The sequence below is a fragment of the Marinobacter nitratireducens genome (assembly GCF_000708045.1).
Classification (GTDB): Bacteria; Pseudomonadota; Gammaproteobacteria; order Pseudomonadales; family Oleiphilaceae; genus Marinobacter; species Marinobacter nitratireducens.
Genome location: NZ_ANIE01000002.1, coordinates 134905 through 160181, shown reverse-complemented (window position 1 = coordinate 160181; position 25277 = coordinate 134905). Strand labels below are relative to the sequence as shown.

Sequence of the window (25277 nt, the reverse complement as noted above, 5' to 3'; positions counted from 1 at the left end):
ATGATACCTAGATGACACTCGCGGACGCAGAGCGCTTCTCGCGGTAGGTCGCCATGTCAATCTGCCCCAGTTTTGGAGTGAGCTTGCAGACCCTGCGCCCCCAGGGATATCTGGCTTGGGCCGTGGCCAGTTTGGCGCCTTCGCCGGATTTCCAGGTTTCCAGGTCCAGATCCCGCCAGTAGCGGGGAGGACGGTTGGTTTTGCGATCGTACTCCGCCGTTACTGGATCCAGATGACGAAACGGCTCAAATCTTGGCATGTCAGGGATCGGCTGAGAGACATCCATAAACCGTTGCAGCATATCCCAAAGCGCAAGGACTTCGTTCTTGCTGGCTTCGACGCCGCTGAGCCAGGTTTTGTTGAAGATCTTGCCGGTGTACCGATGGACGAACATCAGGCGGTAAAAGATGCCGCCCCGCTGGATCACCCGCTCAACGTAGGCGTCAAATTCGATAAACGGGGCTTCGAAATAGCGGCCTTTGCCCAAAGCGAATTTGGCTTGTCCGGTGACGCGGTTGAGCTCGCTCATGCCGTCGGCGAGAGAGTTGTCGACCTTCTTTTGGAGGATTTTCTCAAACGGCTTTATTAAGGTTCCAACGCCCTTTTCCATGACCCAGTTTGTCGTCAGATATACGAGATAGAGGGACAAAGCAAGATAACCAAAACTTCCGATGAGTACGGATATAGTAATCAATATATCTGAGGCCTCGACGGTGTAGATGAGCCAATCCATGGCCTCCAAAAACAGAAGTAACAGGGTTATAAAAATGGTGGCGATCCAGGCAAATGGGAGTGCAAAGGCGAGCGCTTTGAGTCCCAGTTTATTATTGAGGAAGCGGAGACGCTCATGAGTCCAGCCCCACCACTCGTCTTTATAAAATTCCTCATCGTCGGCCTCGCAGGACTGGACGTCAACTACGCCTGCGATGATCTTTTCGCAAGGATTGATCGTGGCGTAGTCACACCAAGGCTGTAACTCATCTCCCGCCCGAGTTCGCTTCTTACTATCGGGCAACGGCGGAATATCGTTTGAGTTCAACGCACCATCAGCGTATCGCTCCGTGTTTTCGAGAGTCATACTTCAACCTCGGTGACGAACCAGTATGGGACTTTGGCATTGGAATGCGGATCCCAACCACTACGTTCTCTCGATGGCGCGTGGCAATGGGTACGATGCCAGCGCTTTTCCAATTGCTGCTCGATGTCCGAAACCGGCAAATCACAGTTCAAAGGTGAGTCCTCATCGACGCCCAGCTCCTCTACGTCATTTCCATCAATAACGACAAGTCCCGTGAAGGTTTAGCCATCCCTACAGCAGGGAGCAGGAAGGACTCCGCAGATCAGTGATAGTTGTTCTTACCAAATATGGTTTCTATTTCTCTCGGCCATTTGTACTTGAATGGAGAGATCTTCGCCCAAATAATTGTTGGCATAAATACTGCCATGAAAAAGTGTTCAACAAGCCAATCCTTGGTAGATTTAATATTCGCGGCGTCGATGCATGAGTCATAATTAATTTTGGATAAATTAGAAACGTCCTCACCAACCATCCCTTTGACGTAATACCTAACGATAAAATTCCATTTCTGATACATCAGTTCTTCATTAAACGTGGAAGAAATCCTCTTGCGCTGCAGGCTTCTTTTAGGTGCCTTTCCACAAAAGTAATATTTATCGCGTAGATAAAGATGGGAATAGTACTGTCGCTCCCACATCACGCCAGATCCCAGGTACTGTAGATTGTGGGAAAAGCTCACCTCCAGCTCGCCCCACGGTATTCGGTAGAAAGTCCCCCTGTGCCCCACGTACACGAAGCCCTCCTGTCGGTCGATTCTTACTGGCAGGGTAAGTGGAACGAAGATTTCAAACAGATAGACTGCTACCCAAAGAGGCACAAACAGTGCCGCAGATGCCATGAACACCCCGTAGTAGAACTGACCGATCACCCACATGATGGAAAGTGCAACGACCATAAACAAATTGATAATGGGGAGCATACCCCGTCGAAAAATCAAGAAGGCTGTCCTAATATCCACTATTCGGCCACTGATGTAGGCTACACCATAACTCACCTTATCTGACGAATCGGTCACCCCCGGCACTTTTCGCGCAGGGGGACTAGCAAGCCGCTCACCATGGGTACGGTACCAACGTTTTTCCAGTTGTTGTTCGATGTCCGTTACCGGCAAATCACAGTTCAAAGGTGAGTCGCTCATCAACGCCTAGTTCCTCTACATCGTTTCCATCCAGAACATAGAATGATAAGCGCTTACTAAATGACACTCGCGGACGCAGGGCGCTGCTCACGATAGGTCGCCATATCAATCTGGCCCAGTTTTGGAGTGAGCTTGCACTCACGCTGCTCCCACGGGTATTCGCACTGCCGGCGATGCACCTCTTTCCAGCCGTCGCCCTCTTTCCAGGCTTCCAGATCGAGATCACGCCAGTAGCGGGGATTGCGCCCTGTTTTCTTGTCATGCTCGGCGGTCACCGGGTCCAGATGCCGGAATGGCTCCAGCCGGGGTGTGTCGGGCAATGGCTGACTCACGTCCATGTACTGCTGGAGAACATCCCAAAGCGCCAGCACTTCGAACTTGCTGGATTCGATGCTACTGAACGCCGTGTTGTGGAAGGACTTTTGGGTATAGCGATGCACCAGAATCAGCCGGTAGAAGATGCCGCCTTGCTGGATCACCCGATCCACGTAGGCATCAAATTCCACAAACGGGGCCTCGAAATAACGGCCACGCCCCAGGGCCATGCGAACCGGACCGGTGACGCGGTTGAACTCGCTGCAACCGTCTTCCAGAGTGTCGTCCACCTTCTTGCTGATGTTTTTTTCAAAGGGTTTGACGAAGAAACCTATGCCGGTGCTCATGAGCCAGTTGGTGGTAGGCCTCGCAATCACCAGCGCGAACAACATCCATCCTGGTATTAAAATCAAACCGATTATGCCTACTAACAGGCCAGGCATGCTGTAGTACTCTGCCATCGCAAGGATCCCCCAGCCCGCGACAGCCATACCCCCAACGACGAGTACCAAGATCCAAGTTATCGGTAGCAAAAGGATTAAAAACCTAAAACCTAACTTTCCATTCAAAAACCGAATCCGCTGGTGATCCGACCACCACTCTGTGTCCTTGAACTCTGGATCCTCTTTTTCTTTATCCTGAAGCGCTTCGACGTCCTGAATCGTGCGAAGGTAGGGGATGGTCTCCGCATAGGAACCAATAGGCTGAAGCTCTTCACCGGTACGGAACCGTTTCCTCGGGGATTCCGGCAAGGGGCCGATTCCATTTGCCCGAAAGGCACTTGCCGAAAACCCTTCTACTTCCTGGGGTTCAACCATCTCACGTTCCTTGTAAATACAGCACATGTTTGCAGGCTAGGCCTCATACTCCATATGGACCCGCTGCACCTACCAGACGCCGATCGCCTATGATTGGATGCAGCTCATCAACACCCAGTTCCGCTCTGTCATTTCCATCCAGAATGACGCACCTTCCGCCATGGAGATAAGGTGTTTCCGTAGTGTCAGTAGTAATTGATCTTCCCAAAAACGGCTTCGATTTCCTTTGGCCATTTATACTTGAAGGGGCTAAACTTCCACCAAATCATCGTCGGCATAAAAACAACAAAGAAAAAATGATCTATTAGAAAAACTCTCAATGACTTAAACCCAACTGCCTTTACATAAGAGTCATAATTGGCTGTAGCAAGAATATCAAGATCATGCTCACTGACTCCTTCGTTATAGTATCTAACAATAAAGTTCCATCGCTGATACATCATCTCTTCATTAAACGTGGAAGAGATTTTTTTGCGATATAGCGCTCGTTTAGGTGCTTTTCCGCAAAAGTAATATTTTTCGCGCAGATAGAGGTGAGAATAATACTGTCGCTCCCACATCACACCGGAGCCCAGATACTGTAGATTGTGAGAAAAACTCACCTCCAGCTTATCCCAGGGTATCCGGTAGAAGGTGCCTCGGTGTCCCACATATACGAAGCCATCCTGCCGGTCGATCCGCACCGGTAGCGTAAGCGGCGCAAAAATCTCAAACAGGTAAACCGCTGCCCAAAGGGGCACAAACAGGGCAGCGGATGCCGTAAACACGCCGTAATAGAACTGACCAATCACCCACATGATAGACAAGGCCGCTATCATGAACAGATTTATAAAAATTAGCTGACCTCGTCGAAAAATCATATAAAACGTGCGAACGTCTATAAACTTGTCACTGATATAAGCAACACCGAAGTCCTGTTCTTTCGAAGAGTCGGACACCCCCGCCACTTTACGCGCAGGAGGGCTAGCAAGTCGTTCACCATGGGTTCGATACCAGCGCTTATCCAGTTGCTGCTCGATGTCCGAAACCGGCAAATCACAGTTCAAAGGTGAGTCGCTCATCGACACCCAGTTCCTCTACGTCGTTTCCATCCAGAACATAGAATGATACGCGCTTCCTAAATGACACTCGCGGACGAAGGGCGCTGCTCACGATAGGTCGCCATGTCAACTTGGCCCAGCTTCGGGGTGAGTTTGCAGACCCTGCGCCTCCAGGGATATCTGGCTTGGGCCGTGGCCAGTTTGGCGCCTTCGCCGGATTTCCAGGCCTCCAGGTCCAGATCCCGCCAGTAGCGGGGAGGACGATTGGTTTTGCGATCGTACTCCGCCGTTACTGGATCCAGATGACGAAATGGCTCAAATCTTGGCATGTCAGGGATCGGCTGAGAGACATCCATAAACCGTTGCAGCATATCCCAAAGCGCAAGGACTTCGTTCTTGCTGGCTTCGACGCCGCTGAGCCAGGTTTTGTTGAAGATCTTGCCGGTGTACCGATGGACGAACATCAGGCGGTAAAAGATGCCGCCCCGCTGGATCACCCGCTCAACGTAGGCGTCAAATTCGATAAACGGGGCTTCGAAATAGCGGCCTTTGCCCAAAGCGAATTTGGCTTGTCCGGTGACGCGGTTGAACTCGCTCATGCCGTCGGCGAGAGAGCGGTCGACCTTTTTCTGGAGGGTATTTTCAAACGGTTTAAGAATGACTCCGAGCCCTTTACTCATTATCCAGTTTGTTGTCGCCGGAAGAGCAAGAACCCCAACAATCAGTGAGGCAATTAAAATTGCAGCGGTAGTCAATGTTGTCAATAGTGCAGGAAAGCCCAATCCCTTAACGAAATTTATGGTGAGCCAACCAGTTACGATGGGCACGAAACCAACAAGAAAAACAGTCCACACATAAGGAATTAGGACAACTAAAGCTCTAGTACCCGTTTTACCGTTAACGAATTTTATTCGCTGGTGGTTCCATCCCCACCAATCGTCATTTTCGAAGTCTACACCTTCGACTTCTACCGATTGGACTTCAGTTACGTCTGTGATGATCTTTTCGCAGGGATTGATTGTGGCATAGTCAAACCAGGGCTGGAGTTCGTCTCCTGCCCGAGTTCGCTTCTTGCTGTCGGGCAGAGGTGGAATGGACTTCGAGTTTAGTGCCCTGTCAGCGTATCGCGTGGTGTTTTCGAAAGTCATGCCTCAACCTCAGTAACGAACCAGTACGGTACGGTGGCATTGGAGTGTGGGTCCCAAAAGCTCCGCTCTTTCGGTGGCGCGTGACCGTGGGCAATAGGGTCGTAAGGTGCGAACGATTCAAGCATAGGAGTAGGATAAACAATTGTATCCGCTTCCGATGCAATGGCCGCTTGCAGGGCAATGCGTGCGGTTGTTTGGGTAGAGAGTTTGTGGGAATAGCTCGCGTAGGAGCTATTCTGAAGTTCGCGTTTAACGAGAAAACGAATGGCATTTTGTTCAGGGAGCGACTGGCGGGCTGTTATCCGAGTCAAGTTTGTCACATGGGACTGGGTTTCCTGGCGAATGGTTCCGATCCCTGGCGGGCCGTCCACCTGGCTCTCTGAATAGGCAACTTCCTGCACGACGATGCTGAAGGTGCGAGCGGGTTCTCCTGGTCGACATTCTCCAATGTGGCGCAGTTGGCTGATCAATGGGGTCGTCAAGGTGATGACATAGTCATCAGGCTGGGGCGCGTAATCTGGGTTACCGTGGGTGAGTGCCGGATCTGGTTCAATATCGGCGTAGCGCTGTGCAGTTGCTTGAACCGGGTTCAGCATGCTGAGTAGCTGACCGTAGTAATCCACGTCCGACGGCATGGGATCATAGTCAATCGGGTGAGCGCCCAGAGGGCCGTTCTTGAGGAGTCGCTCGAAATCGTCGTCTTTCGCGTTGTCTGCGAATAGTGAGCCGCCGACAGCCATGCTAATTCCCAGAACGGCCCATCCCCAGCCAGGAATGGCCAGGAGTCCTGCCATTAATGGAGCGGCCAGGAATATGCTTCCTCCGACCATAGCTATGGCATGGCCCATGGCGGCATCAGTGTCCCCTTTGGATAGACTGAGTCGCATATCCCAGGCGCTAATGCCTATGGCTAACACTCCCCCGGCAAATGAAATCGCGCCAACGGTGCGAACGAGTGTAGGTGCTCCTACCTTCAACAATCGGGGACCAATTACTGGGACTCCTTTCATGTCAAAAAGTAGTCGATTCGAGAATTGATAGAATCTCGACGTGCTAGTTAGACTGGCTCCAGATAATTCAGCGGTTACTATTCTTAGTTTCATTGATGCAGCTAGCAGGTCGACGGATGCGCCTGTTATCTTAGAAAGAGGGAGGCCATAGTCTTGATTAGTTTTCACGGCATCGTTGAGGCCCTTTATTTCAAGGCCCAAATTGAAAATGGCTAAGGTTGCCAAGCTCTTTGAAACAGCTGGCCCATCCACAATACTCCCCACCCGTTTGGCAAAGTCCACCTTAAACAAACTGAGCTTCTGCGCCTCTGCGTGACCTGAAGGAACGGTAAATACCCAAGTGTCCATCGAAACTTTCTTAATGCCCTCTTCTATGGCTTCGGCCGCTTGTCTGGTGCTTGTGGAACCGGTGACATCGCCACTCCGGTTCAACAGGTTTGCGTAGAGATAGTCCTTCCCGCGCTGTAACAGGTTGGCGCGATCAAGATCCGTTAACCCGTATTTAATACCTTCACCGTAGACGCCAACAATCGTCTGGCGGCTCAGATCCACGGCGCCACGGCGCATGACTTCGATTCCCTGGAGGTTCGGATCACTAATCGCCGATACGGACGCGACACCCTGCATGATGCGTGGCACGTGTACGGCCTCGACATCGCCGTCCTCAATGAGCTTTCGAACAACTGCCAACAGGGCGGCGCTCCACTCACCTAGAACGTCGGTCATCAGTTTTCCGACCTGACCGACGTGTTTGACGTCCTGCTCGGCAGACTGGCTGTCGGCCTTGGCCTGTTGGGTCTGTTTCTCCAGCATCGCCAGGGACTGCAAGTGCAACTGATCCAGGTGGTCGTCGCCAATGTCCACTTGATCGGTAGCCAGCCGCTGGAGGCGTGCGTAAGGGGAATTCTCGGCCTCATTGGTTGGTTCGATGGGAGACCAGACATCCAGCCAGTGGCTGTCGCCAATCCATCGATTGAGCGAAGCCAGCACATTGTTCTCTTCTTCGATACCGTGCCCAGCGAGGATGTCTGGGATTTTCTGTAGACTGTTCAGGAGATCGGCGCACACGCCATAGGCCTCGCAGACCCCGATCCCATCCTGCTCAAGGTAGTCGGCGAGGACAGTATTTAACTCCCCATACTCCATCAATGCTTTTAGTTTGCCGACGTGCGAATTGATGATGTTGGCGGCATATTCACGTTCGCTGGTTTCCAGGGTGTCGTTGAGCTTATCCCGGTCCACGGCGTCGCGGTACGAAGCCAGAGGATTTGAGCCATCAGGGCGGGGATCGAAGACGGCCTGACGAATCAGCGATGCAGAATGCACCAAAGGTTGGCCTTTGAGGCTCATTTCTAGCGCATCGAGATACTGCAGGGCCTGATGGATCTGGGCGAGGGAGTGCCGTACCTGGAAAAGCGGGTCGGCGACGGCAATGCATACAACGCCCTGTTTATCCCGTAGCCCCTCCAAGGCGTCATCACCGGCTGCGCAGCTGATATCGAGATTGGGCGCCTCTTCGCCTTCCTCGGTGAGTGAGGTCAATCGGTTGGCAAGGCGCTGGCACAATTCGTCCGCTTCGGGCTGCTCGAAGCTGGGCGTGAAATCGAGCGGTTGTTCCAACATCAGTTCCACACCCAGATCGCGAGGCCTTAGGGGCGGCACGGAGTCAATGGTTTGGGCGGGGAACCCCCGGTCAAAAGTTAGAAGACTTTTTGAGTCTCCGGGTTGAATAGCCGCATAGGCAGGAGCAATACCTGCGCTTCGTCTGTTGAGCCGCAGGGTATCGTCCTCCAGGGCGAAGATATATCGCCAACTCCACTGTGTTTCACTGAACGCTATCCGATAGCTATGCATAACCCCCTGGCCCTGCAAAAAAGCGGGAATGAGGAGGTCAGCGCTCCATTCGCCCTCACTTTTCCGCTTCTCTGAAGGCGCATTGTCTGGCTCTGACGGACGAGAGCTCGCCAGATCAATATCGCTCATCTGTCCGTCAGGGCGAACTTCCAGTTCTCGCCAAAGCTTGTTGCCTTGAAAAACGTAGACATAGCCGGGGCGCAGCAGGGCAACACCGCGTCCTGTATAGGTCACAACGCCGCCGGATCTGACGGGCGCATTGTTACAAAGCTCGGCAACTGGTTTAACACGCATCAGGGTATTCTCCTGAACATCCTCACGCTCTTCGTTCGATCGAGCTAGCTGAAGCAGCGGCAGAGTCATGGTGCCACCTTCACGTTTGGGAATATCCAACACCAAGTCGGCCGGGGAGGCCTCATCATAGTCAGCATGTCTGAATACTGATTGATCCCGAGCCTCTTCCTGAAACTCCACTTCTGACATCAGGTTGTCTCCCCGTTGTTTTTAATAGCTCGTACTTTCTCGATTTCATCGCCACCGCCGATGATGTCGACGATCAGTCTTTTCTTTCGACCTTCCGCGACAAAAGAATCCCGCTGCTCGGCGATAGGCAAGTTAACAGGTTCCACACGTTGGCCATGATCGCTTTGCAGCAAAACAGGCAACTCCGCCCCACTCGCCCCCTGCCCGCTCCCAGTCCCCGGACTTCCCCCGGAGTTGATCTTGATGCCCGGGCCACTCAGGGTCACGCCGCTCGGGTCCAGCTTGATGAAGCTACCACCGCCGGCAATCGTGAGTTCTGCACCGGCATCCAGAACCACTTTGGCGCCCGCCTTGTGGTGCACTTCGGTGCCCGCTTCGCTGGCCGTAACCGAGCCGGTTTTCTGGTGCAGGGAGCCACCGATGATCTGGCTGCAGTCTGCGCCGACAGAGAGCCGATTCTCGCCGTCGGTTGTGCAGTGTTCGTTTGCCTGAATTCGGCTGAATTCGTGATTTTCGACGGTCCGATGGCTGTCATTCCTGATGACTTCGGTGCGGTTGTTTTCCGTGAGCAGGTCCAGGTCTTTCTGGGCATGAACGTAGATCTGTTCCTGATCTGCTTCGTCCTCGAACCTCAGTTCGTTGCTGCCCTCGCCTTTGTGGGTCTGGGTTTTCAGGGTGGTCCGGGTTTTGTGTTCCGGCAGTGAATACGGCGGTGTATTGGTGGCGTGGTAGGTCCGGCCGGTGATGATCGGCTGGTCCGGGTCGCCGTCCAGGAAGGACACAATCACTTCGTGGCCGATTCTCGGCAGGGCCATGAAGCCGTACTGGCCACCGGCCCAGCCCTGGCTGACTCTTAGCCAGGCGCTGCTGTGTTCGTCGTTCTGGCTGTATCGATCCCAGGGGAAGCGGACTTTGACCCGGCCGTACTGGTCGCAGTGGATTTCTTCCCCGTCCGGGCCGGTCACGAGTGCGATCTGGGGGCCGTCCATCAGGGGGCGGTGTTCGCAGATGGGGCGCCAGGTCTTGTCCGCCGGGATAGCACTGAACTCGTTGTGGTAGCTGGTCGGGTCGCTGCCACCTTCTTCTTCCAGGGCCTGGGGTTGTTTGCCGGTGTGGGTGATGGCGGTGAGCAGCCACTCCCGGTTCAGGGTCTCGCTGTCGTGGTCGGTGAGTGCGACTTTGGCTCCGGCGGTGAAGTCTGGTCGGTTGCTCTCGCCATTGGCGGTGCTGGCGTTGTTTCTGAGGGCGTCGAGCCTGGTCTGGGTAAAGGGCTGGCCCGAGGCGTCGGCCTTGAAGCGGCCGGGGTAGTCGTAGTGCTGGTAATCGTCCCGCTGGTTCAGGTTGCCGCTGGTCTGTTCGTGCATCAGGGCGTAGGCGGGGTTCTTGAAGGTGTAGTCCTTCATGGCGACGGAGGCGGCTCTAACCCGTTCCTGATAGCTAAAGCGGAAGACGCAGGGCTGCTTGGTGCTGCCTCCGGCTTTGGCGTTGTAGGCCACGTTATCCAGTCTCGGGGCATCGCCGTGATGATCGGCGACGATCAAGCCGGGTTGGGTTGCGCCATCCACGCTGCCGTGCTGGTAGCGGTAGTGCCAGCCTTCTTCGGCCGCCAGCCGGTTGATGAAGTCCAGATCGCTCTCCCGGTGCTGGACGCAGTATTCCCGTTCTTCCGGGGGGCGTTTGAGGTCAAAGACGGTGTCCACAATGCCCCGTTCTTCCAGCAGGGTGCGCAGGATGGCGTCGGTGCTCTGGGTCTGGAAGATGCGGCTGTTGTGCATCAGGCCCAGGCGCCACAGCGGTGGCTGGATCACCAGTTCGTAGCGGGTTCGCCGATGGCCGGTCTCCCCGCGGGCAAATTCGTTGACCACGCCGGTGAAGCGCCGTAGCGGCGCGCCATCCTGCCAGACCATCAAATCCACGGGCTGTTCCAGCACATCGGCTGCCTGGATCGAAGGATCGGTGCTGGCCAGTTCGAGCCGGCCCTGAAAGAGGTCGGAGAGGCCTTCGGTCAGCGCAAAGCCAACCACGGCGAATAGATCTTGGGGGAGTTCACCTACACGGGCGGTGAACTGCAGTCCGCTTGCCTGGGGCATGTCTTCGTTCCCTGAAGAAAATGGTTCGTTCGGCTCTTCCTGAGCACGGCTCAGATTATAACCATCGCCATTGAGAATGAAACCCCGTGACTGGCGACAGGCATCAGAAGAGGTTGACCGCAGGTCTAATCTCCTTCACCCTAATCTGGTTTCATTACGCAACCGGAGATTGATTGTGAGCGAATACAAAAACCGAGCCGTCGTACTCAAGAAGCGCCCACAGGGTGAAATTCAGGACGGCGATCTGGTGCTGGAAGAACGCCCGGTGCGGGCGCCCAACGAGGGTGAGGTCGTTGCCCAGGTACTCTGGCTCTCGCTGGATCCTTACATGCGCCCACGCCTGAACGATGCAAAGGGCTACATGGACCCGGTCGCCATTGACGATCCCATCGTTGGCGAGAGCGTCGCCCGCGTTGTGGAGTCTCGCTCCGAGAAACTGAAGGTGGGTGATCTGGTAACCTGCTACTCCGGTTGGCAGGAATACGTAACTTTCCCGGCCGATGCCCCGATGGTTTACAAAATCCACCAAAAAGACAATGTGCCCTTGCAGACCTATCTCGGTGTTGCGGGGATGCCCGGCCGAACCGGCTATTGCGGACTCATGTACGTGGGCAAACCCAAAGCCGGTGAAACGGTCGTGGTTTCAGCCGCCTCTGGCCCCGTAGGCACGGTCGTTGGCCAGACAGCAAAATCGGAAGGCTGCCGGGTTGTGGGCGTTGCCGGCGGGCCGGAGAAATGCAGCTATGTGGTGAACGAACTCGGCTTCGATGCCTGCGTCGACTACAAAGCGGGGAACCTGGAAGCCGATCTGAAGGCCGCGTGTCCGGATGGTATCGACATTTACTTTGAAAACGTCGGGGGCGCCGTCACCCGGGCTGTGGCGCCACTACTGAATAATGGCGCTCGCGTGCCCATCTGCGGGTATGTTTCCGCTTATAACGCGACTGATATGGCGAGCGTTGAGACCCCATTTCATGTTCTGAAAGCCCTGGACCCCGTGCCAGAGCACCGGTTCTTCCTCGTGACCGAGTGGCAGGACAAACACCAGGAAATCACTGAAACCCTGGCTACCCGGATTGCTTCGGGCGAGCTGAAGTACCGGGAAACGGTCGCAGAAGGTCTGGAGAACGCGGTTGAGGCGTTCAAGGGAATGCTCAAGGGCAAGAACTTCGGCAAGCAGTTGGTTCATATCGCAGACTAACCGCTCGCCGCTGCTCGCATCGGAAAGGTTATTCTGCGATTTGAAGCAGAACCTTTCCGATGTTTTTGTTCGCCGCGACATAATCCATTGCTTCCGCCGCTTTCTCGATCGGCCAGTTACTGTCGATCAGTGGCTCTATCTGGCCTGCAGACAACAACGGCCACACGTTGCGGTACAGCGCCTGCAGCACTCGCGCCTTGTCGTCGACAGAGCGTGAACGCAAGGTCGAGCCAATCAGCCGGTGGCCTTTGACCAGCATGACGCCAAGATCCACTTCCGCATACCGCCCACCCAGCAGGCCGATGAGTACGATACGGCCATCGGCATTGAGAACCTTCTGGTCATCCGCGATGTAATTGCCGCCAACAGGATCCAGGATCATGTCTACACCACCCCAGGCTTTCACCGCATCGATGAAGGAGCCTTCTTTTCGGTTCCAGACACCGCTGGCGCCAAGCTTGCGGCAGATCTCCAGCTTCGCATCATCACCTGCGGTAGCAAACACCGGGTTGCCGAACGCCGTCGCCAACTGAATCACCGCGGTACCCAGGCCACTGGCTGCAGCGTGCAACAAGACCTTTTCACCGGGTTTAAGGCGGGCCTCTTCGTACAGATTCAACCACGCCGTGGCGAACACTTCGGGAACCGCAGCCGCCTTTTCCAGGGAATACCCTTTCGGAATCGGGAGCACCTGCGCCGCAGGCACAACCACTTTTGTTGCGTAGCCGCCACCCGTCAGCAAGGCGCACACCTCGTCGCCGATCTCGAATCCACTCACCGCGTCACCAACGGCAGCCACCCGGCCACTGACTTCCAGGCCAAGTATGTTTGAAGCACCGGGCGGCGGCGCATACATGCCCGCCCTCTGCATCAGATCCGCTCGGTTGACTGCCGTCCAGACAACATCGATTTCCAGGTGATCCGATGGCAGTTCGCCAAAATCGTCACAAGTCTCCCAGCTCAGGGAGTCACCGTTCACCTTGATTGCTTTCATCATGCCTGATTTCCGATATTTCACAGTAAATCAAAGCATACCGATGTTTTCTCTCAGATGTCATTAATTCCTGTTTGTTAACCAGACACTCTGATACGGCTTCAACGTGATGGAACCAGACAGATCATCAATCGTCATGCCCGAGATCAAGTCGACCCAGTGCTCCGTTCCAATCAGGTTGATATCACTGAGCGCAATCTGCTGGACTTCATTGCTGATGTTGTGGATGCAGAAAACCGACTGATCGCGTCGCATACTCTGGCGCCAGAAACCGAATACCTGAAGCCCCAGGTGCAAGGTAAACTGCGTCGCATTGGGATGAAACGCCGGCTGCTTGCGGCGAATGGCAATCAAACGCTTCAGCTCGTGAAACACCTTACTGTGATGACTCAACGGGTTATCCAGGGTTTCTTCGAGCGTATCGATCTGCCATTGGCTACGGTTGATCGAGCGCAGTCGCCCGGTGTTCTCAACCCGTTCCAGATCATTTTCAGTGCCCAGAAGACTGTGAATGTAGAACGCAGGTATACCCTCCAACGCCAGCATCACGGTGTGAGCACAGATAAACCGCTGTAATTGCCAGTGGTCGGCTCCGGATTCGACGGTTCCTTTCAGGGCATCATAAAGCGCGATATTGATTTCGTATGGCTGGTCTCTGCCATCAGCCGTGCGCCGGTAGGACACCTTCCCACCAAATGAATCCATGGTGTTGATCAGTCGCTGCTTCTCGTCCTCACTCAACAATCCATCAGTCGGCCGCATACCGACGCCATCGTGGGATGCGATGAAGTTCAGATAGGTCGTTCCCATCTGGGCCGGCGGCATGCTCATCAGCCAGGTTTTCAGGTGACGGCAATCCCCGGTAACCAGCGTATTGATCAGCAGGGGCGGCAACGAGAAGTTGTAAATCACATGGGCTTCGTTGGCGTTGCCGAAATAGGTCAGGTTCTCACGGTTGGGCACATTCGTCTCGGTAATGATGACGGCATCCGGGCTGTGGTGCTCAATCAACAGGCGCAGAATTTTGATCAGTTCGTGAGTCTGCTGCAGGTGGATCGACGGAGTGCCCGGCTCCTTCCAGAGAAACGCGACAGCATCCAGCCGGAAGATAATCACGCCCCGCTCCAGATACTCACGGATGATTCCGGCAAATTCGATCAACACTTTGGGGTTGGCAAAATTCAGATCGACCTGATCCTCACTGAATGTGCACCAAACATGGCGTTCGCCATCCTCTGTCTGAACGGCAGTCAGCAAGGGCGAGGTTCTGGGACGAACGACCGCGCTCAGATCATCCCGCGGGTTGCCCTCGAAGAAGTAGTCCTTGCCCGGATCCACCCGCTTTTTGAAGTTATCAAACCAGCGACTGCGGGAGGACATGTGGTTGATGACCAGATCCGCCATCAGCTTGAAGTCGCTGGCAATGGCTTCGACATCTTCCCAGTTTCCGTGCGATTCGTTGACGGCGAGATAGTCCATCACCGCAAACCCATCGTCCGAACTGAATGGAAAGAACGGAAGTATGTGAACGCAAGACACCGTCTCCGACAAACAGTCCTCGAGAAACTGGTGAAGCGTGACCAACGGCTTCTGCCCGTCCTTTTGCACAGAGTCGGCGTAGGTGATCAGTACAATATCTGATTCATCCCAGTTGTTCTGATGCGCAGGCGGCGGGGCCTGATCCGGAGACAACCCCATGGTGGAAAGCAGTTGATCGGACAGAAAGTCGCAATCCAGCGACGGGTAAACCACCTCAAGCATGGAAACCAGTTTGGTTTTCAGCTGGTGGTTCATGGCCGAAACTCCTGATTGTCCAGTTCGACGGCTTCCAGCAGCTGCTCTTTGATATCCGGAATCGCGCTGGTCACCCGGTTCCAGCTCGGGATGAAAGGCGTATCCATCGGGTTATCCAGAAAATACGATCCGGCACGCATCACATTCTGGGCGAACAGCTCCACGGCTTTCTCCTCTTTGTGCCGATCAAAGTTCAGGCCGTTGATGACCGCATCGTTCTGGTAAGTCTCAACAAAATCGAGGGCAATACGGAAATAGGTGGCCTTGATGGTCCGGAACGTTTCCGTCGAGAACACCTCGCCATTCGTGGCCAGCTTGCGGAAGAGCGCCTTGGCGATATCCATACTCATTTTGGACAGCCCACGGCTGGCATCTTCCGGTGACAAATCCTGATGCTTATGGTCATAAACGTCGGCGATGTCCACCTGGCATAGCCGGTTGGTGGCGTAGTTGCGCTTCATTTCCGAGAGCACGCCGATCTCAAGCCCCCAGTCGCTGGGAATCCGAAGGTCATTGATGACATCGGTCCGGAATGAAAATTCGCCCGCCAGCGGGTAACGGTAACTATCGAGGTAATCCAGAAAATCGTTGGGGCCGCACACTTTTTTGAGCGCGCGGATCAGCGGTGTCACCAGAAGACGGCTGACCCGGCCATTCATTTTGCTGTCAGCCACCCGGGCGTAGTAGCCCTTACAGAACATGTAATTGAAGCCGGGATTGGCAACCGGGTAAATCAGTCGAGCAACCAGATCCCGTGAGTAGGTGAGGATATCGCAGTCATGGAGCGCAACAGATTTGCCCACGCCCGATGCCAGCACGTAACCGAAGCAATACCAGACGTTTCGTCCCTTACCCATTTCCGTTGGCGCCAGGCCCTGCTCACGAAGAAGCAGGTCAATGGCCCGCAGTCTTGGCCCATCATTCCAGAGCACTTTGAAGTTCTGCGGCAACTCTGAGAAATACTCCAGAGCGTGGCGATACTGCTCTTCATTGGCACGATCCAGACCAATAACAATCTGATCGAGATAGGGAACCTTCCCAAGCTCGTGGACAATGTTCTTTAACGCTGGCCCTTCGAGCTCTGAGTAGAGGGAGGGAAGCACCAATGACATTGGCCGCGATTTCCGGAACTCCAGCAAATCCGCTTCCAGGTCTTCAACCGGACGGCGAACCAGATTGTGGAGGGTGGTGATAATGCCATTCTGATAAAAGTCGCCCATGGGGCTCTCCTATTTTCAGTGCTAGTAGCCGTACTCAAACAGGAGGTTGAGTACACACTCGTTCCAACCCTCAGGGCCGGGTTTCAGAGAGCGCATGGCGTGTTTGGCCGACGGCAACTGCACGTTCTCGCTGTTCACTCCCCGGATCACCACCGGGATGTCAGCCGACTCCAGCATTTGCTGATCATTGGGGCTGTCTCCCAGTGCGATGGCAACCAACGGTTCGTTTCCATAGCGCTCCTGATATTTCTCCAGCAAGAAACGGGCCCCATCCGCCTTATCGAAGATGCCCATGGCATGAAAAAAGCGACCGCCCTGAACCAGGCGTAGGTCCGCTGCCGCCAGGGCAGCCTCAAATTTCGCAAGTTCCTCGTCCGAACCCTCCCAGAGCAGCGGTTCGGTGCCAAGGCGTTGCCTGGCAAGTTCGGCTTGCTCATGCGATAACCCGGAATACTCCGCCAACTCCTCGGCAGTCATATCCTCAAAGCCCCGAAAACTGGCTCCGCCCTTCCTCAAGCCCGTGAGCACGTCCAGGACCTGACGTCTTGGCGCCCCAAAATTCACCACGGATTCGTCAGAGTTGCCAAAAGTGCCGGCCGGGATGACGACCGCTGCACCATTTTCGACAATAAAAGGATCGGTATTGCCAAGCTCTGCCCTCACCTTGCGTATTTCCGCCGCCGTCTTACTGGAATTCAGGATCAGCGGAATACCCGCACTCCGGAGCTTTTCCAGCGCTGGCGTTGCGGCCTTCCAACTGTAATCCCGATGATCCAGCAAGGTGCCATCGAGATCGGAAATGAACAGTAAATGAGGGCGTGGCATAGGCGTATCCTTTTAGCCGTTGTGGAAGTGCGGCAGCCCGAGAGAGTGGTCTTCAGCTACCTCAATAAGCACGTCCGCCCTGCCCGGCATCTCGTCGAGACAGGAACGGGTGACTCGTTCGTAGTGCATGATGAAGCGAATGACTTCGGCATCGCTCATTATGCGCAAACCCGACGCCCTCTCCGCCTGATCGCACTCATTTGGTGCGCCTCCGTATTTGGCTGCAAGCTTGTGCTCCTGAAGAGTGCGCCATTCAAGAACACTGTCCATTGATGGCGCTTTCAGCATGATCAGGGTGTCCATCCGTGCAAAAAAGCGGGCGTAGTCCCCTTTCAGGCAGTCGTTTACATATCGCCGCCAGACCCCCTGCGGGTCTTCCTCGGATTCGAGCGTATTGATTGGGGTGAGTAATGCCTGTTCATCTGTCTCCGGGCGGGCTCCCTGGCACCATCCCTCAACCAGAACCACTTCGGCGCGCCCCGAAAAGCGAGGCCACTCAGCCTCGGGTTTGCGGTCATCCAATGCTTTATCAAAGGCCGGCACCGGTGTTTCATCCCCGTCCGTGGCAGACGTGAGGCGCTCAACCACGGCTTCACCAAGCTTGACGTCATGGGTGCCCGGAACGCCGCGCGTCAGGAAGAGCGGATGAACCTCTTCAGAAAGTGCCTGCCGCTCGGCTCGCGTGCGGTAGATATCGTCGAGGGAGAAACTGGCGGTTGGGCAATGGTAGTGATGGGACAGGATTTCTCTCAGGAACAGGGTCAGCGTGGACTTACCCGTTCCCTGGGCGCCATGAATACCCACAACAATGGGCCGTTTTTCCGTATCATGGAGGTCAAGAATATGATTCACCAGCGGCAGAATGACCTGTTCCACCGTCTGTTCGTACTGTTCTGGAAGACCTTCCGCCTCGATCAGGGAGGCAACTGTGTTTTTCAGTTGTCGTTCGGGCACGTTATGGTTCCTGATGTCAGACATCGTTTAGTGAATTAACTGAGCAGAATTCATACCAGAAGGGAGTATAGGCGTTTATGGGTAACAACGGTTTTCGAGTGGAACACCGTTATCTGGAGCTCCCGGACAGCTTCTACACTCGCGTGCAGCCCAAACCGCTCTCCGGCGCAAAGATGGTCTGTTTTAACCACAAACTCGCCGAAGACATGGGGTTCTCGGCATCCTCCGAGGAAGACTGGACTGCTGTCGGAGCGGGCCGCGAACTGCTTGAAGGCATGGACCCCGTGGCCATGAAATACACGGGCCATCAGTTCGGCGTCTATAACCCGGAACTGGGAGATGGCCGGGGGCTCCTGCTCTGGGAAACCGTTGGCCCGAATGGCCAGCGCTGGGACTGGCACCTCAAGGGGGCAGGCACCACGCCCTACTCCCGCTTTGGTGATGGCCGTGCCGTGCTGCGCTCCACGATTCGGGAGTACCTTTGCAGCGAAGCCATGCATGGACTGGGGATTCCGACCACCCGTGCGCTCTTCATGATCAGCGCAACGGATCCGGTCCGCCGGGAGTCCATCGAAACAGCGGCGACGCTGGTCCGGGTGGCCCATAGCCATATCCGTTTCGGGCATTTCGAATTCGCCGCACACCATGAAGGGCCGGAGGCAGTAAAAAACCTGCTTGAGCACGTGATCGCTCTGCACTTCCCGCATCTGATCGAACTCCCCGAAGACGAGCGCTCTCGTCGGTGGCTAGAGGAGGTGGTTCAGCGAACAGCCCGACTGGTGGCAGACTGGCAGGCCGTCGGTTTCTGCCATGGCGTGATGAACAGCGACAACATGTCCATCATCGGGGATACCTTTGATTACGGCCCCTACGCCTTTCTCGATGATTTTGATGCTGGCTTTATCTGCAACCACTCGGACCATGAGGGTCGGTACGCCTACAATCGCCAACCCCAGGTCGGCTTTACCAACTGCCAGTACCTGGCCTCGGCGTTACTGCCCATCATGGATGAGGATTCGGTTCGAAAAAGTTTACGGCGCTATGAAACGGCCTACAACGAACGGTTTTTACAGAACATGAGGGACAAGCTCGGCCTCGCCCGGGAAGACGAAGGCGACCATAGCCTGATCATGGAAACCTTCAGCATGCTCCATGAACACCATGTGGACTACACCCGCTTCTTCAGAGGGATTTCCAACCTCTGGTCCCATGGACACGCGCCAGTGAGAGATCTGTTTGTCGATCGAAGCGTGGCCGATGCCTGGCTCGGCCGTTATGAGGAACGTCTACAGAAGGAAGACAGGGCCCACGACGAGCGTGAGTACGCCATGCGCGGGGTCAACCCGAAGTACATCCTGAGGAACTATCTGGCCCAGCAGGTTATTCTCGAAGCCCAGAATGGGGATTACGAACCCATGAAAAAGCTGATTAAAGTGCTGGAGAAACCATTCGAGGAGCAGCCTGAAAACGAAGAGTACGCAGCACTGCCGCCCGACTGGGGCAAGCATCTGAATATCAGCTGCTCTAGCTGACAAACAAAAAGGGGCAGGTTTAAACCTGCCCCTTTTTTTAATGCGCGTTACGCGACACGCAGATCACACCGCCTTGGCAGCAATGATCTTGTCGTGCCACTCGACCGGACCAGTCTGGTGCACAGAACTGCCACGTGAGTCCACGGCAACCGTTACCGGCATGTCTTCCACTTCAAACTCGTAGATCGCTTCCATCCCGAGTTCTTCAAAGGCGACAACCTTGGCGTCCTTGATTGCCTTGGACACCAGATAGGCAGCGCCGCCAACGGCCATCAGGTAAACCGCGCCGTGCTCCTTGATCGCATCAATAGCCACCTGACCACGCTCGGCCTTACCGATCATGCCGGTCAGGCCGGTCTTTTCCAGCATGGTGTTGGTGAACTTGTCCATGCGGGTCGCCGTTGTCGGGCCAGCGGGTCCAACCACCTCTTCACGAACAGGATCAACCGGGCCCACGTAGTAGATGAAACGGCCTTTCAGATCGACCGGCAGTTCTTCGCCGTTCTCGATCATGTCCACCATCTTCTTGTGGGCAGCATCGCGACCAGTGAGCATCTTGCCCGATAACAGAACGGTTTCACCCGGCTGCCAGTCTTTCACATCTTCCGGGGTGACGGTGTCCAGATTCACGCGACGCACGTTTTCACCCACTTCCCAGGTGATTTCCGGCCAGTCGTCCAGGCTCGGCGGTGTCTGCAGGGAGGGGCCAGTGCCGTCCAGAGTAAAGTGTGCGTGGCGAGTAGCGGCACAGTTCGGGATAATCGCAACCGGCTTGTTGGCTGCGTGAGTCGGGTAGTCCTTGACCTTTACATCCAGAACGGTGGTCAGGCCGCCCAGGCCCTGGGCACCAATACCCAGTTCGTTTACCTTCTCGAACAGCTCCAGACGCAGTTCTTCTGCCCGGCTGGAAGCACCACGATCCTGCAGATCATGGATATCGATCGGATCCAGCAGAGACTCTTTCGCCAGCTCCATCGCCTTCTCGGCAGTGCCACCGATACCAATACCCAGCATACCCGGCGGACACCAACCGGCGCCCATCTGCGGAACCATCTTCAGTACCCAGTCCACCACGGAATCGGACGGGTTCAGCATGGCGAACTTGGATTTGGCTTCAGAGCCGCCGCCTTTGGCCGCCACATGCACTTCTACGGTATTACCAGGCACCATCTTGTAATGGATAATGGCCGGTGTGTTGTCCTTGGTGTTCTGGCGCTTGCCATCCGGATCAGCCAGGACAGAGGCACGCAGAACGTTGTCCGGATGAGTGTAGGCACGGCGAACACCTTCGTTGATCACGTCATCCAGCGGCTGGTCACACTCAAACTTCACATCCATACCGATGTTCACGAATACCGTCACGATGCCGGTATCCTGACAGATCGGACGGTGGCCCTGGGCACACATCCGTGAATTGATCAGGATCTGGGCCATGGCGTCTTTCGCAGCCTGGGATTCTTCTCTCTGATAGGCCTCGTAAACAGCCTGGATAAAATCTTTCGGGTGGTAGTAGGAAATGAACTGCAGCGCGTCCGCTACGCTTTCAATCAAATCGTCCTGGCGGATTACGGTGGTCATAGGCCCCTCATCATCTGGATATCGTTATATCGTGCCGTCGGCAAAATCGGGTGGCGGAAGTTTACCAGAAAAACCGGCCCGCGCGTGATCCGACGGAAGGCGAACTCGCCAATGGCGGGATTGTGAAAACCGGGACCAAAAAAAGGTATCATCCTACACAAACGACAAAAACAGACGGGAGCTAACGTGACTGACTCGATCCTCACAACCTTTGAAGACCACATACTTACCGCACGAATCGAACGCCCTGAGCGTAAGAATGCATTGACCCATGATATGTACACGGCACTGGGCGATGCACTGGAAAGAGCCCTTAACGAGCCGGCCATTCGATGCGTACTGTTTACCGGCAGCAGCGAATGCTTTACCGCTGGCAACGATCTCGGGGACTTCGCAAAGGGCCTGCCCGGTGCGTTCGAGGAAACGCCCGTTGGCCGTTTCCTGCTGCTACTCGCCACAGCGACCAAACCCGTGGTAGCAGCTGTCAACGGCCCGGCCGTGGGCATAGGGACAACGATGCTCCTGCACTGCGACATGGTTTTCGCAGGCGATAACGCCCGTTTCCAAATGCCTTTCGCGAACCTTGGTCTGTGCCCGGAAGGTGGATCCAGCCTCTTGCTGCCATCCTGGCTTGGACGCGTAAGGGCAGCCGAGTTACTGATGCTGGGCAAAGCGTTCAGTGCCGAAGACGCCTACCGGCTGGGCCTCATCAACCGGATCTGCGACGCCAGTGAAACCGAACAGCAGGCAAACGAAGCCTGCCGGCAACTGGCCGCCCAGCCGCCCGCCGCCACGCGCGCGACCAAGGCCCTGCTCAACCGTCCGAACACCGAGACACTGCAAGCAACCATGCTCGCAGAAGGAGCCCTGTTTGCTGAACGACTGAAGTCTCCCGAGGCGGCTGAAGCGTTCCAGGCCTTCATGGCAAAAAGAGCCCCGGATTACTCCCGTTTTGAGTGATCGTTGTCGCTCGACAAAGTACTCACTTCCAACTATTTTTCAGAGACGTCGAGTTCCTTTTGTAACGGGCAGCCGGAAAGGCAGAATCACACTTTCGGCTGATCAACACTTGCCATACTGTCGCTATAGTCAAAGTTACAGAAATTGGCTCTAAGTGCTGGTTACAATTTCAGACAATCGTTCAAGCAGGAAAGGCCTCTGACAACGGGCTTACCGGATCAGACCGGCCCCGTCAGCTGCCGAACATAACGACACAACAACAGGAAAAGGTTCCACCCATGTTCAAGAAAACTCTAATAAGTCTTGCCGTGGCGTCTTCCGTTGGACTTACAGGCTGCCTCAGCGGCGGAGACGAAGGGGCGAATGCCAACCCGGATTATAAAATTGAAGATACGACGATCGATAAGACTGTTCCCCGTCCTATCTACGATCCTAACCCGATTGCGGCAGAGCCGCAGTTCCCGATCAACTCGGACCTGATCCTGGCCCTCGGCGCAAGCCAGAGTGCGAATTACGATTTCACCGGTCTGTCTTCAGGCACGACGCCTGCCGATGACGCGGTCAACCGCCTTGCCGGCTTCTCCACCTCTGGCGCCTTTACCCTCAAGTTTGACGGCTCTTTGAATCCTGCATCAGTAGCGGCCAATGCGACGGTATTCCTGCTTCCTTTGAACGTGAAAGATGCAGTGGAAGGTGTTCCAGGTGCACTTCCGAATACAAGCCCGACCGGCATCGATGCAGCGAATCCGTTTGATCTTGCCACATTCGCCACACTGAAATACCGGGCGGACGTTGTCAGCGTTGATGGTGGCAGCAACAACGCGATTCGCGTTGTACCGCTGGAGCCCCTGCCGGAAGGTCAGAAATTCCTGTTCGTCGCGACCAACGACATCGTTGGCGCAAACGGAAAGCCGATTGAGCGTTCCACCCAGGACCTGGCGCTGGCAGATGGCGTACTGGGTAACCCGGCACTTGCCAGTGTCAAAACATTGCTTCAAACCTCCGATGCACTGGCTAACGGTGCGCTGGCGCAACTGATCCCGGCCGATACGCCCGAATCGGCGCTGGCTTACACGTTCACAACCAATGCGGACACCCGAGTGCTGGAAGCCATGATGGCTGCACCGGCCTTCGGCACGGACCTTGGTGAGAAAATCGGCTTCACAGCCCTGCTCAAGGCGGTTCGTGACAACTATCCGGACCTGAACTTCTCGGAGCTCACCACCAAGCTCGGTGAACTCAGTGAACTGGCAGCCGGTCTGGGCACAACCGTTGACCCCAATGACCTGACCGCTCAGGAGCTTGCAGCCATTACCGCGCTGGGCGAGGCTCAGGCTCTGACTCAACCGGCGGATATTGAGGCGGCTATCACAGCAGCCGTTCAAGACGGCTCCATCCATCTTCCGTCACCACGGCCGAACATTAACCTTTCAGAAGGCCCCGCCTCTGGACTTGCGACAATTGCAAGCCTTGATCTGGCGACCAACCCAATTGCCCAGGCCGCAACACAAGTCCGGGTTTCTCAGGGTGCTATTACCCTGCCCTACTTCCAGCACCTGCCGGGCACAGACGGCAGCGGTATTGTCGAAGGCTACTGGACGGGCAGCACGGATCTCGAAGACAGCCTGAACGAGAGCCTTACCGGCAGCGCGTCCCAGGACGTCTTCCAGTTCATCAGGGATATTGACGGCCAGCTGAACGTGAACGGTTACTTCCCGTACCCGCAGCAGCAAGGGTTCGTGACGGCACCCACCACGGTTTACTACCCAGACCCCGCCAATGCGCCTGCGGCCTGTGGCGGCGGCACCGATCCCGTAGGCGTTACCATCTTCCAGCACGGCATTACCACTGACCGAAGTGCGGCAATGCTGCCTGCGATTCTGATCGCCAATCAGGCGTGTCAGGCCGTAGTAACCATGGATCTCCCTCTGCACGGTCTTGGCGGCAATGAGGACGTCCCAGGGGCTCTTGGACAGATTCCTGGTCTGACACCTCTGGATGAGACTGCACTGGACGCAAAACTGGATGCTACCATCACCGGCCTGCAAAACGCCGGCGATGCGCAATCTCTGGCACTGGCTGCTCAGCTGACGATCATGCGCAACGATGACTACACTGGCGAGCGTCATTTCAACTACACCGCCGATGCTTCACTGAACCCCGTAGAGGCGGCAGCACTGACGGACGTCTCTTCTGGCAGCCTGTATGTAAATCCGTTGAACATGTTGGGTAGCTCGGACAATAACCGTGAGGCGGTTGTCGACCTGCTGAACCTGACAGCGACGCTCCAGACTCTGGACATCAACGGCGACTTCCAGCCTGACCTTGCTGGGCTGCCGGTGAGCTTTGCAGGCCATTCGCTCGGCGGCATCGTCGGTACCACCTATGCGGCACTGAATAACGATGCAACGCTGAATGCGACCCTTGCAGGCACTCTGAGTAGCGTGAGCGGCGGTGCCCTCACTTACCCGACGCTCAGCTCCGTGTCTCTGCTGAACGCGGGCTCCCAGGTAACTCGCCTGCTGGAGAACTCTCCGGCGTTCTCCGGCACTCTCCTCGGGGGCCTGGCTGCGAATGGAGTCACTCAAGGTTCCTCTGACTTTGAGAGTTTCTTCTACGTCTTCCAGTCAGTGGTAGACAGCTCTGACCCGGTCTCCTTCGCCAAGGATCTCGGTGCCAGCGGTACAAGCGTCCTTCTGCAGGAAGTCACTGGCGATACCGTCGTTCCGAACGAAGCCAACGTGAACCCGCTTGGCAATGCGTTCTCCGCTCCGCTGGTTGGTACCGAACCGCTGGCAGCCCTGATTGACCGGGGTGCTGATGCGACAGCGACCAACACGCTTGCTGACGGCGCAACCGTGGCCCTCATGGACGACAACAACCCGAACAGCGCTGCCATGCCACTGATCACCTTCTTTGACGGTACGGATCAGTGCAACGGCGCGAACCACGGCACCATGGTGTCTCCGCTTCAAGAGCAAGGTACATGCGATTCCTCGGTTGCCTTCACCGCCATGGTTACCCAGATCGTTGGGGCAATCGGTGGTGGCGCAATCCCGGGTAGCGATGCGGGCCCTGTCGTCGGTGCAGACATTGCGGCGGCTATTGCAGCGTCGCTCGGTTCGTCTGATACGGTGGCAAACGCTCTGGATCAGGACCAGAACTAATCCTCACCTGATCCAACTCAGGAAAGAAAAAGCCCCGGCCTAGGCCGGGGCTTTTTTGCTTTTAAGGCAACTGCCTGA

17 protein-coding genes are annotated in these 25277 nt (G+C 55.5%); 4 read left to right on the top strand and 13 right to left on the bottom strand.

The window, feature by feature from the left end:
- Positions 1–7 precede the first annotated feature (7 nt).
- The 7 genes from D777_RS01595 to D777_RS01565 all read right to left on the bottom strand — a co-directional run bounded on the left by D777_RS01595 (position 8) and on the right by D777_RS01565 (position 10974).
- Positions 8–1078: a hypothetical protein gene (locus D777_RS01595; protein WP_036128134.1), complete on the bottom strand. Its 1071-nt coding sequence runs from the start codon at positions 1076–1078 to the stop codon at positions 8–10.
- Between the two features lie 262 nt (positions 1079–1340).
- Positions 1341–2216, bottom strand: coding sequence for a hypothetical protein (locus D777_RS01590; RefSeq protein WP_036128131.1), 876 nt, complete (start codon positions 2214–2216; stop codon positions 1341–1343).
- Positions 2217–2272: 56 nt separating this feature from the next.
- Entirely contained in the window at positions 2273–3349 is a 1077-nt protein-coding gene (locus tag D777_RS01585) for a hypothetical protein (protein WP_036128130.1), read from the bottom strand.
- A 185-nt stretch (positions 3350–3534) separates the two neighbouring features.
- The gene (locus tag D777_RS01580) at positions 3535–4410 is read right to left on the bottom strand and encodes a hypothetical protein (protein ID WP_036128128.1); all 876 of its coding nucleotides are present in this window, start codon (positions 4408–4410) and stop codon (positions 3535–3537) included.
- A 56-nt stretch (positions 4411–4466) separates the two neighbouring features.
- Positions 4467–5537, bottom strand: coding sequence for a hypothetical protein (locus tag D777_RS17780; RefSeq protein WP_036128127.1), 1071 nt, complete (start codon positions 5535–5537; stop codon positions 4467–4469).
- A complete protein-coding gene (locus D777_RS01570; protein ID WP_051668913.1) occupies positions 5534–8884 on the bottom strand; it encodes a toxin VasX in 3351 nt (1116 codons plus the stop codon). Before D777_RS01570 ends, D777_RS17780 begins: the two co-directional genes overlap by 4 nt.
- Complete coding sequence (locus tag D777_RS01565; protein ID WP_081849438.1) at positions 8884–10974, bottom strand: type VI secretion system Vgr family protein; 2091 nt, start codon at positions 10972–10974, stop codon at positions 8884–8886. The genes D777_RS01570 and D777_RS01565 overlap by 1 nt, the downstream gene beginning before the upstream one ends.
- Before the next feature lie 175 nt (positions 10975–11149).
- Between D777_RS01565 and D777_RS01560 the strand changes: the two genes are divergently transcribed.
- On the top strand, positions 11150–12175 hold the full coding sequence (locus tag D777_RS01560) for an NADP-dependent oxidoreductase (protein ID WP_036128124.1): 1026 nt from the start codon (positions 11150–11152) through the stop codon (positions 12173–12175).
- A gap of 28 nt (positions 12176–12203) precedes the next feature.
- Here D777_RS01560 and D777_RS01555 read toward each other — a convergent pair whose 3' ends face one another.
- The 5 genes from D777_RS01555 to D777_RS01535 form a co-directional block, all read right to left on the bottom strand.
- On the bottom strand, positions 12204–13169 hold the full coding sequence (locus tag D777_RS01555; RefSeq protein WP_036128253.1) for an NAD(P)H-quinone oxidoreductase: 966 nt from the start codon (positions 13167–13169) through the stop codon (positions 12204–12206).
- Between the two features lie 63 nt (positions 13170–13232).
- Positions 13233–14963: a sugar phosphorylase gene (locus D777_RS01550; RefSeq protein ID WP_036128122.1), complete on the bottom strand. Its 1731-nt coding sequence runs from the start codon at positions 14961–14963 to the stop codon at positions 13233–13235.
- Positions 14960–16183, bottom strand: a complete 1224-nt coding sequence (locus D777_RS01545) for a glycosyltransferase family protein (protein WP_036128119.1) — start codon at positions 16181–16183, stop codon at positions 14960–14962. The genes D777_RS01550 and D777_RS01545 overlap by 4 nt, the downstream gene beginning before the upstream one ends.
- 21 nt (positions 16184–16204) lie before the next feature.
- On the bottom strand, positions 16205–17008 hold the full coding sequence (locus tag D777_RS01540; RefSeq protein ID WP_036128116.1) for an HAD-IIB family hydrolase: 804 nt from the start codon (positions 17006–17008) through the stop codon (positions 16205–16207).
- A gap of 12 nt (positions 17009–17020) precedes the next feature.
- Complete coding sequence (locus D777_RS01535) at positions 17021–17962, bottom strand: hypothetical protein (RefSeq protein WP_036128113.1); 942 nt, start codon at positions 17960–17962, stop codon at positions 17021–17023.
- Positions 17963–18039: 77 nt separating this feature from the next.
- Between D777_RS01535 and D777_RS01530 the strand changes: the two genes are divergently transcribed.
- Complete coding sequence (locus D777_RS01530) at positions 18040–19494, top strand: protein adenylyltransferase SelO (RefSeq protein ID WP_036128110.1); 1455 nt, start codon at positions 18040–18042, stop codon at positions 19492–19494.
- A 63-nt stretch (positions 19495–19557) separates the two neighbouring features.
- Here the strand turns inward: D777_RS01530 and D777_RS01525 are convergent, their stop codons facing one another.
- A complete protein-coding gene (locus D777_RS01525; RefSeq protein ID WP_036128108.1) occupies positions 19558–21072 on the bottom strand; it encodes a fumarate hydratase in 1515 nt (504 codons plus the stop codon).
- Between the two features lie 186 nt (positions 21073–21258).
- On the opposite strand from D777_RS01525, the gene D777_RS01520 reads away from it, so the two are divergent.
- Positions 21259–22032 (top strand): enoyl-CoA hydratase, encoded by a 774-nt coding sequence (locus tag D777_RS01520; protein WP_036128106.1) that lies wholly within the window; start codon positions 21259–21261, stop codon positions 22030–22032.
- Between the two features lie 278 nt (positions 22033–22310).
- A complete protein-coding gene (locus tag D777_RS01515; protein WP_036128102.1) occupies positions 22311–25199 on the top strand; it encodes an MECDP-synthase in 2889 nt (962 codons plus the stop codon).
- Positions 25200–25277: the final 78 nt, after the last annotated feature.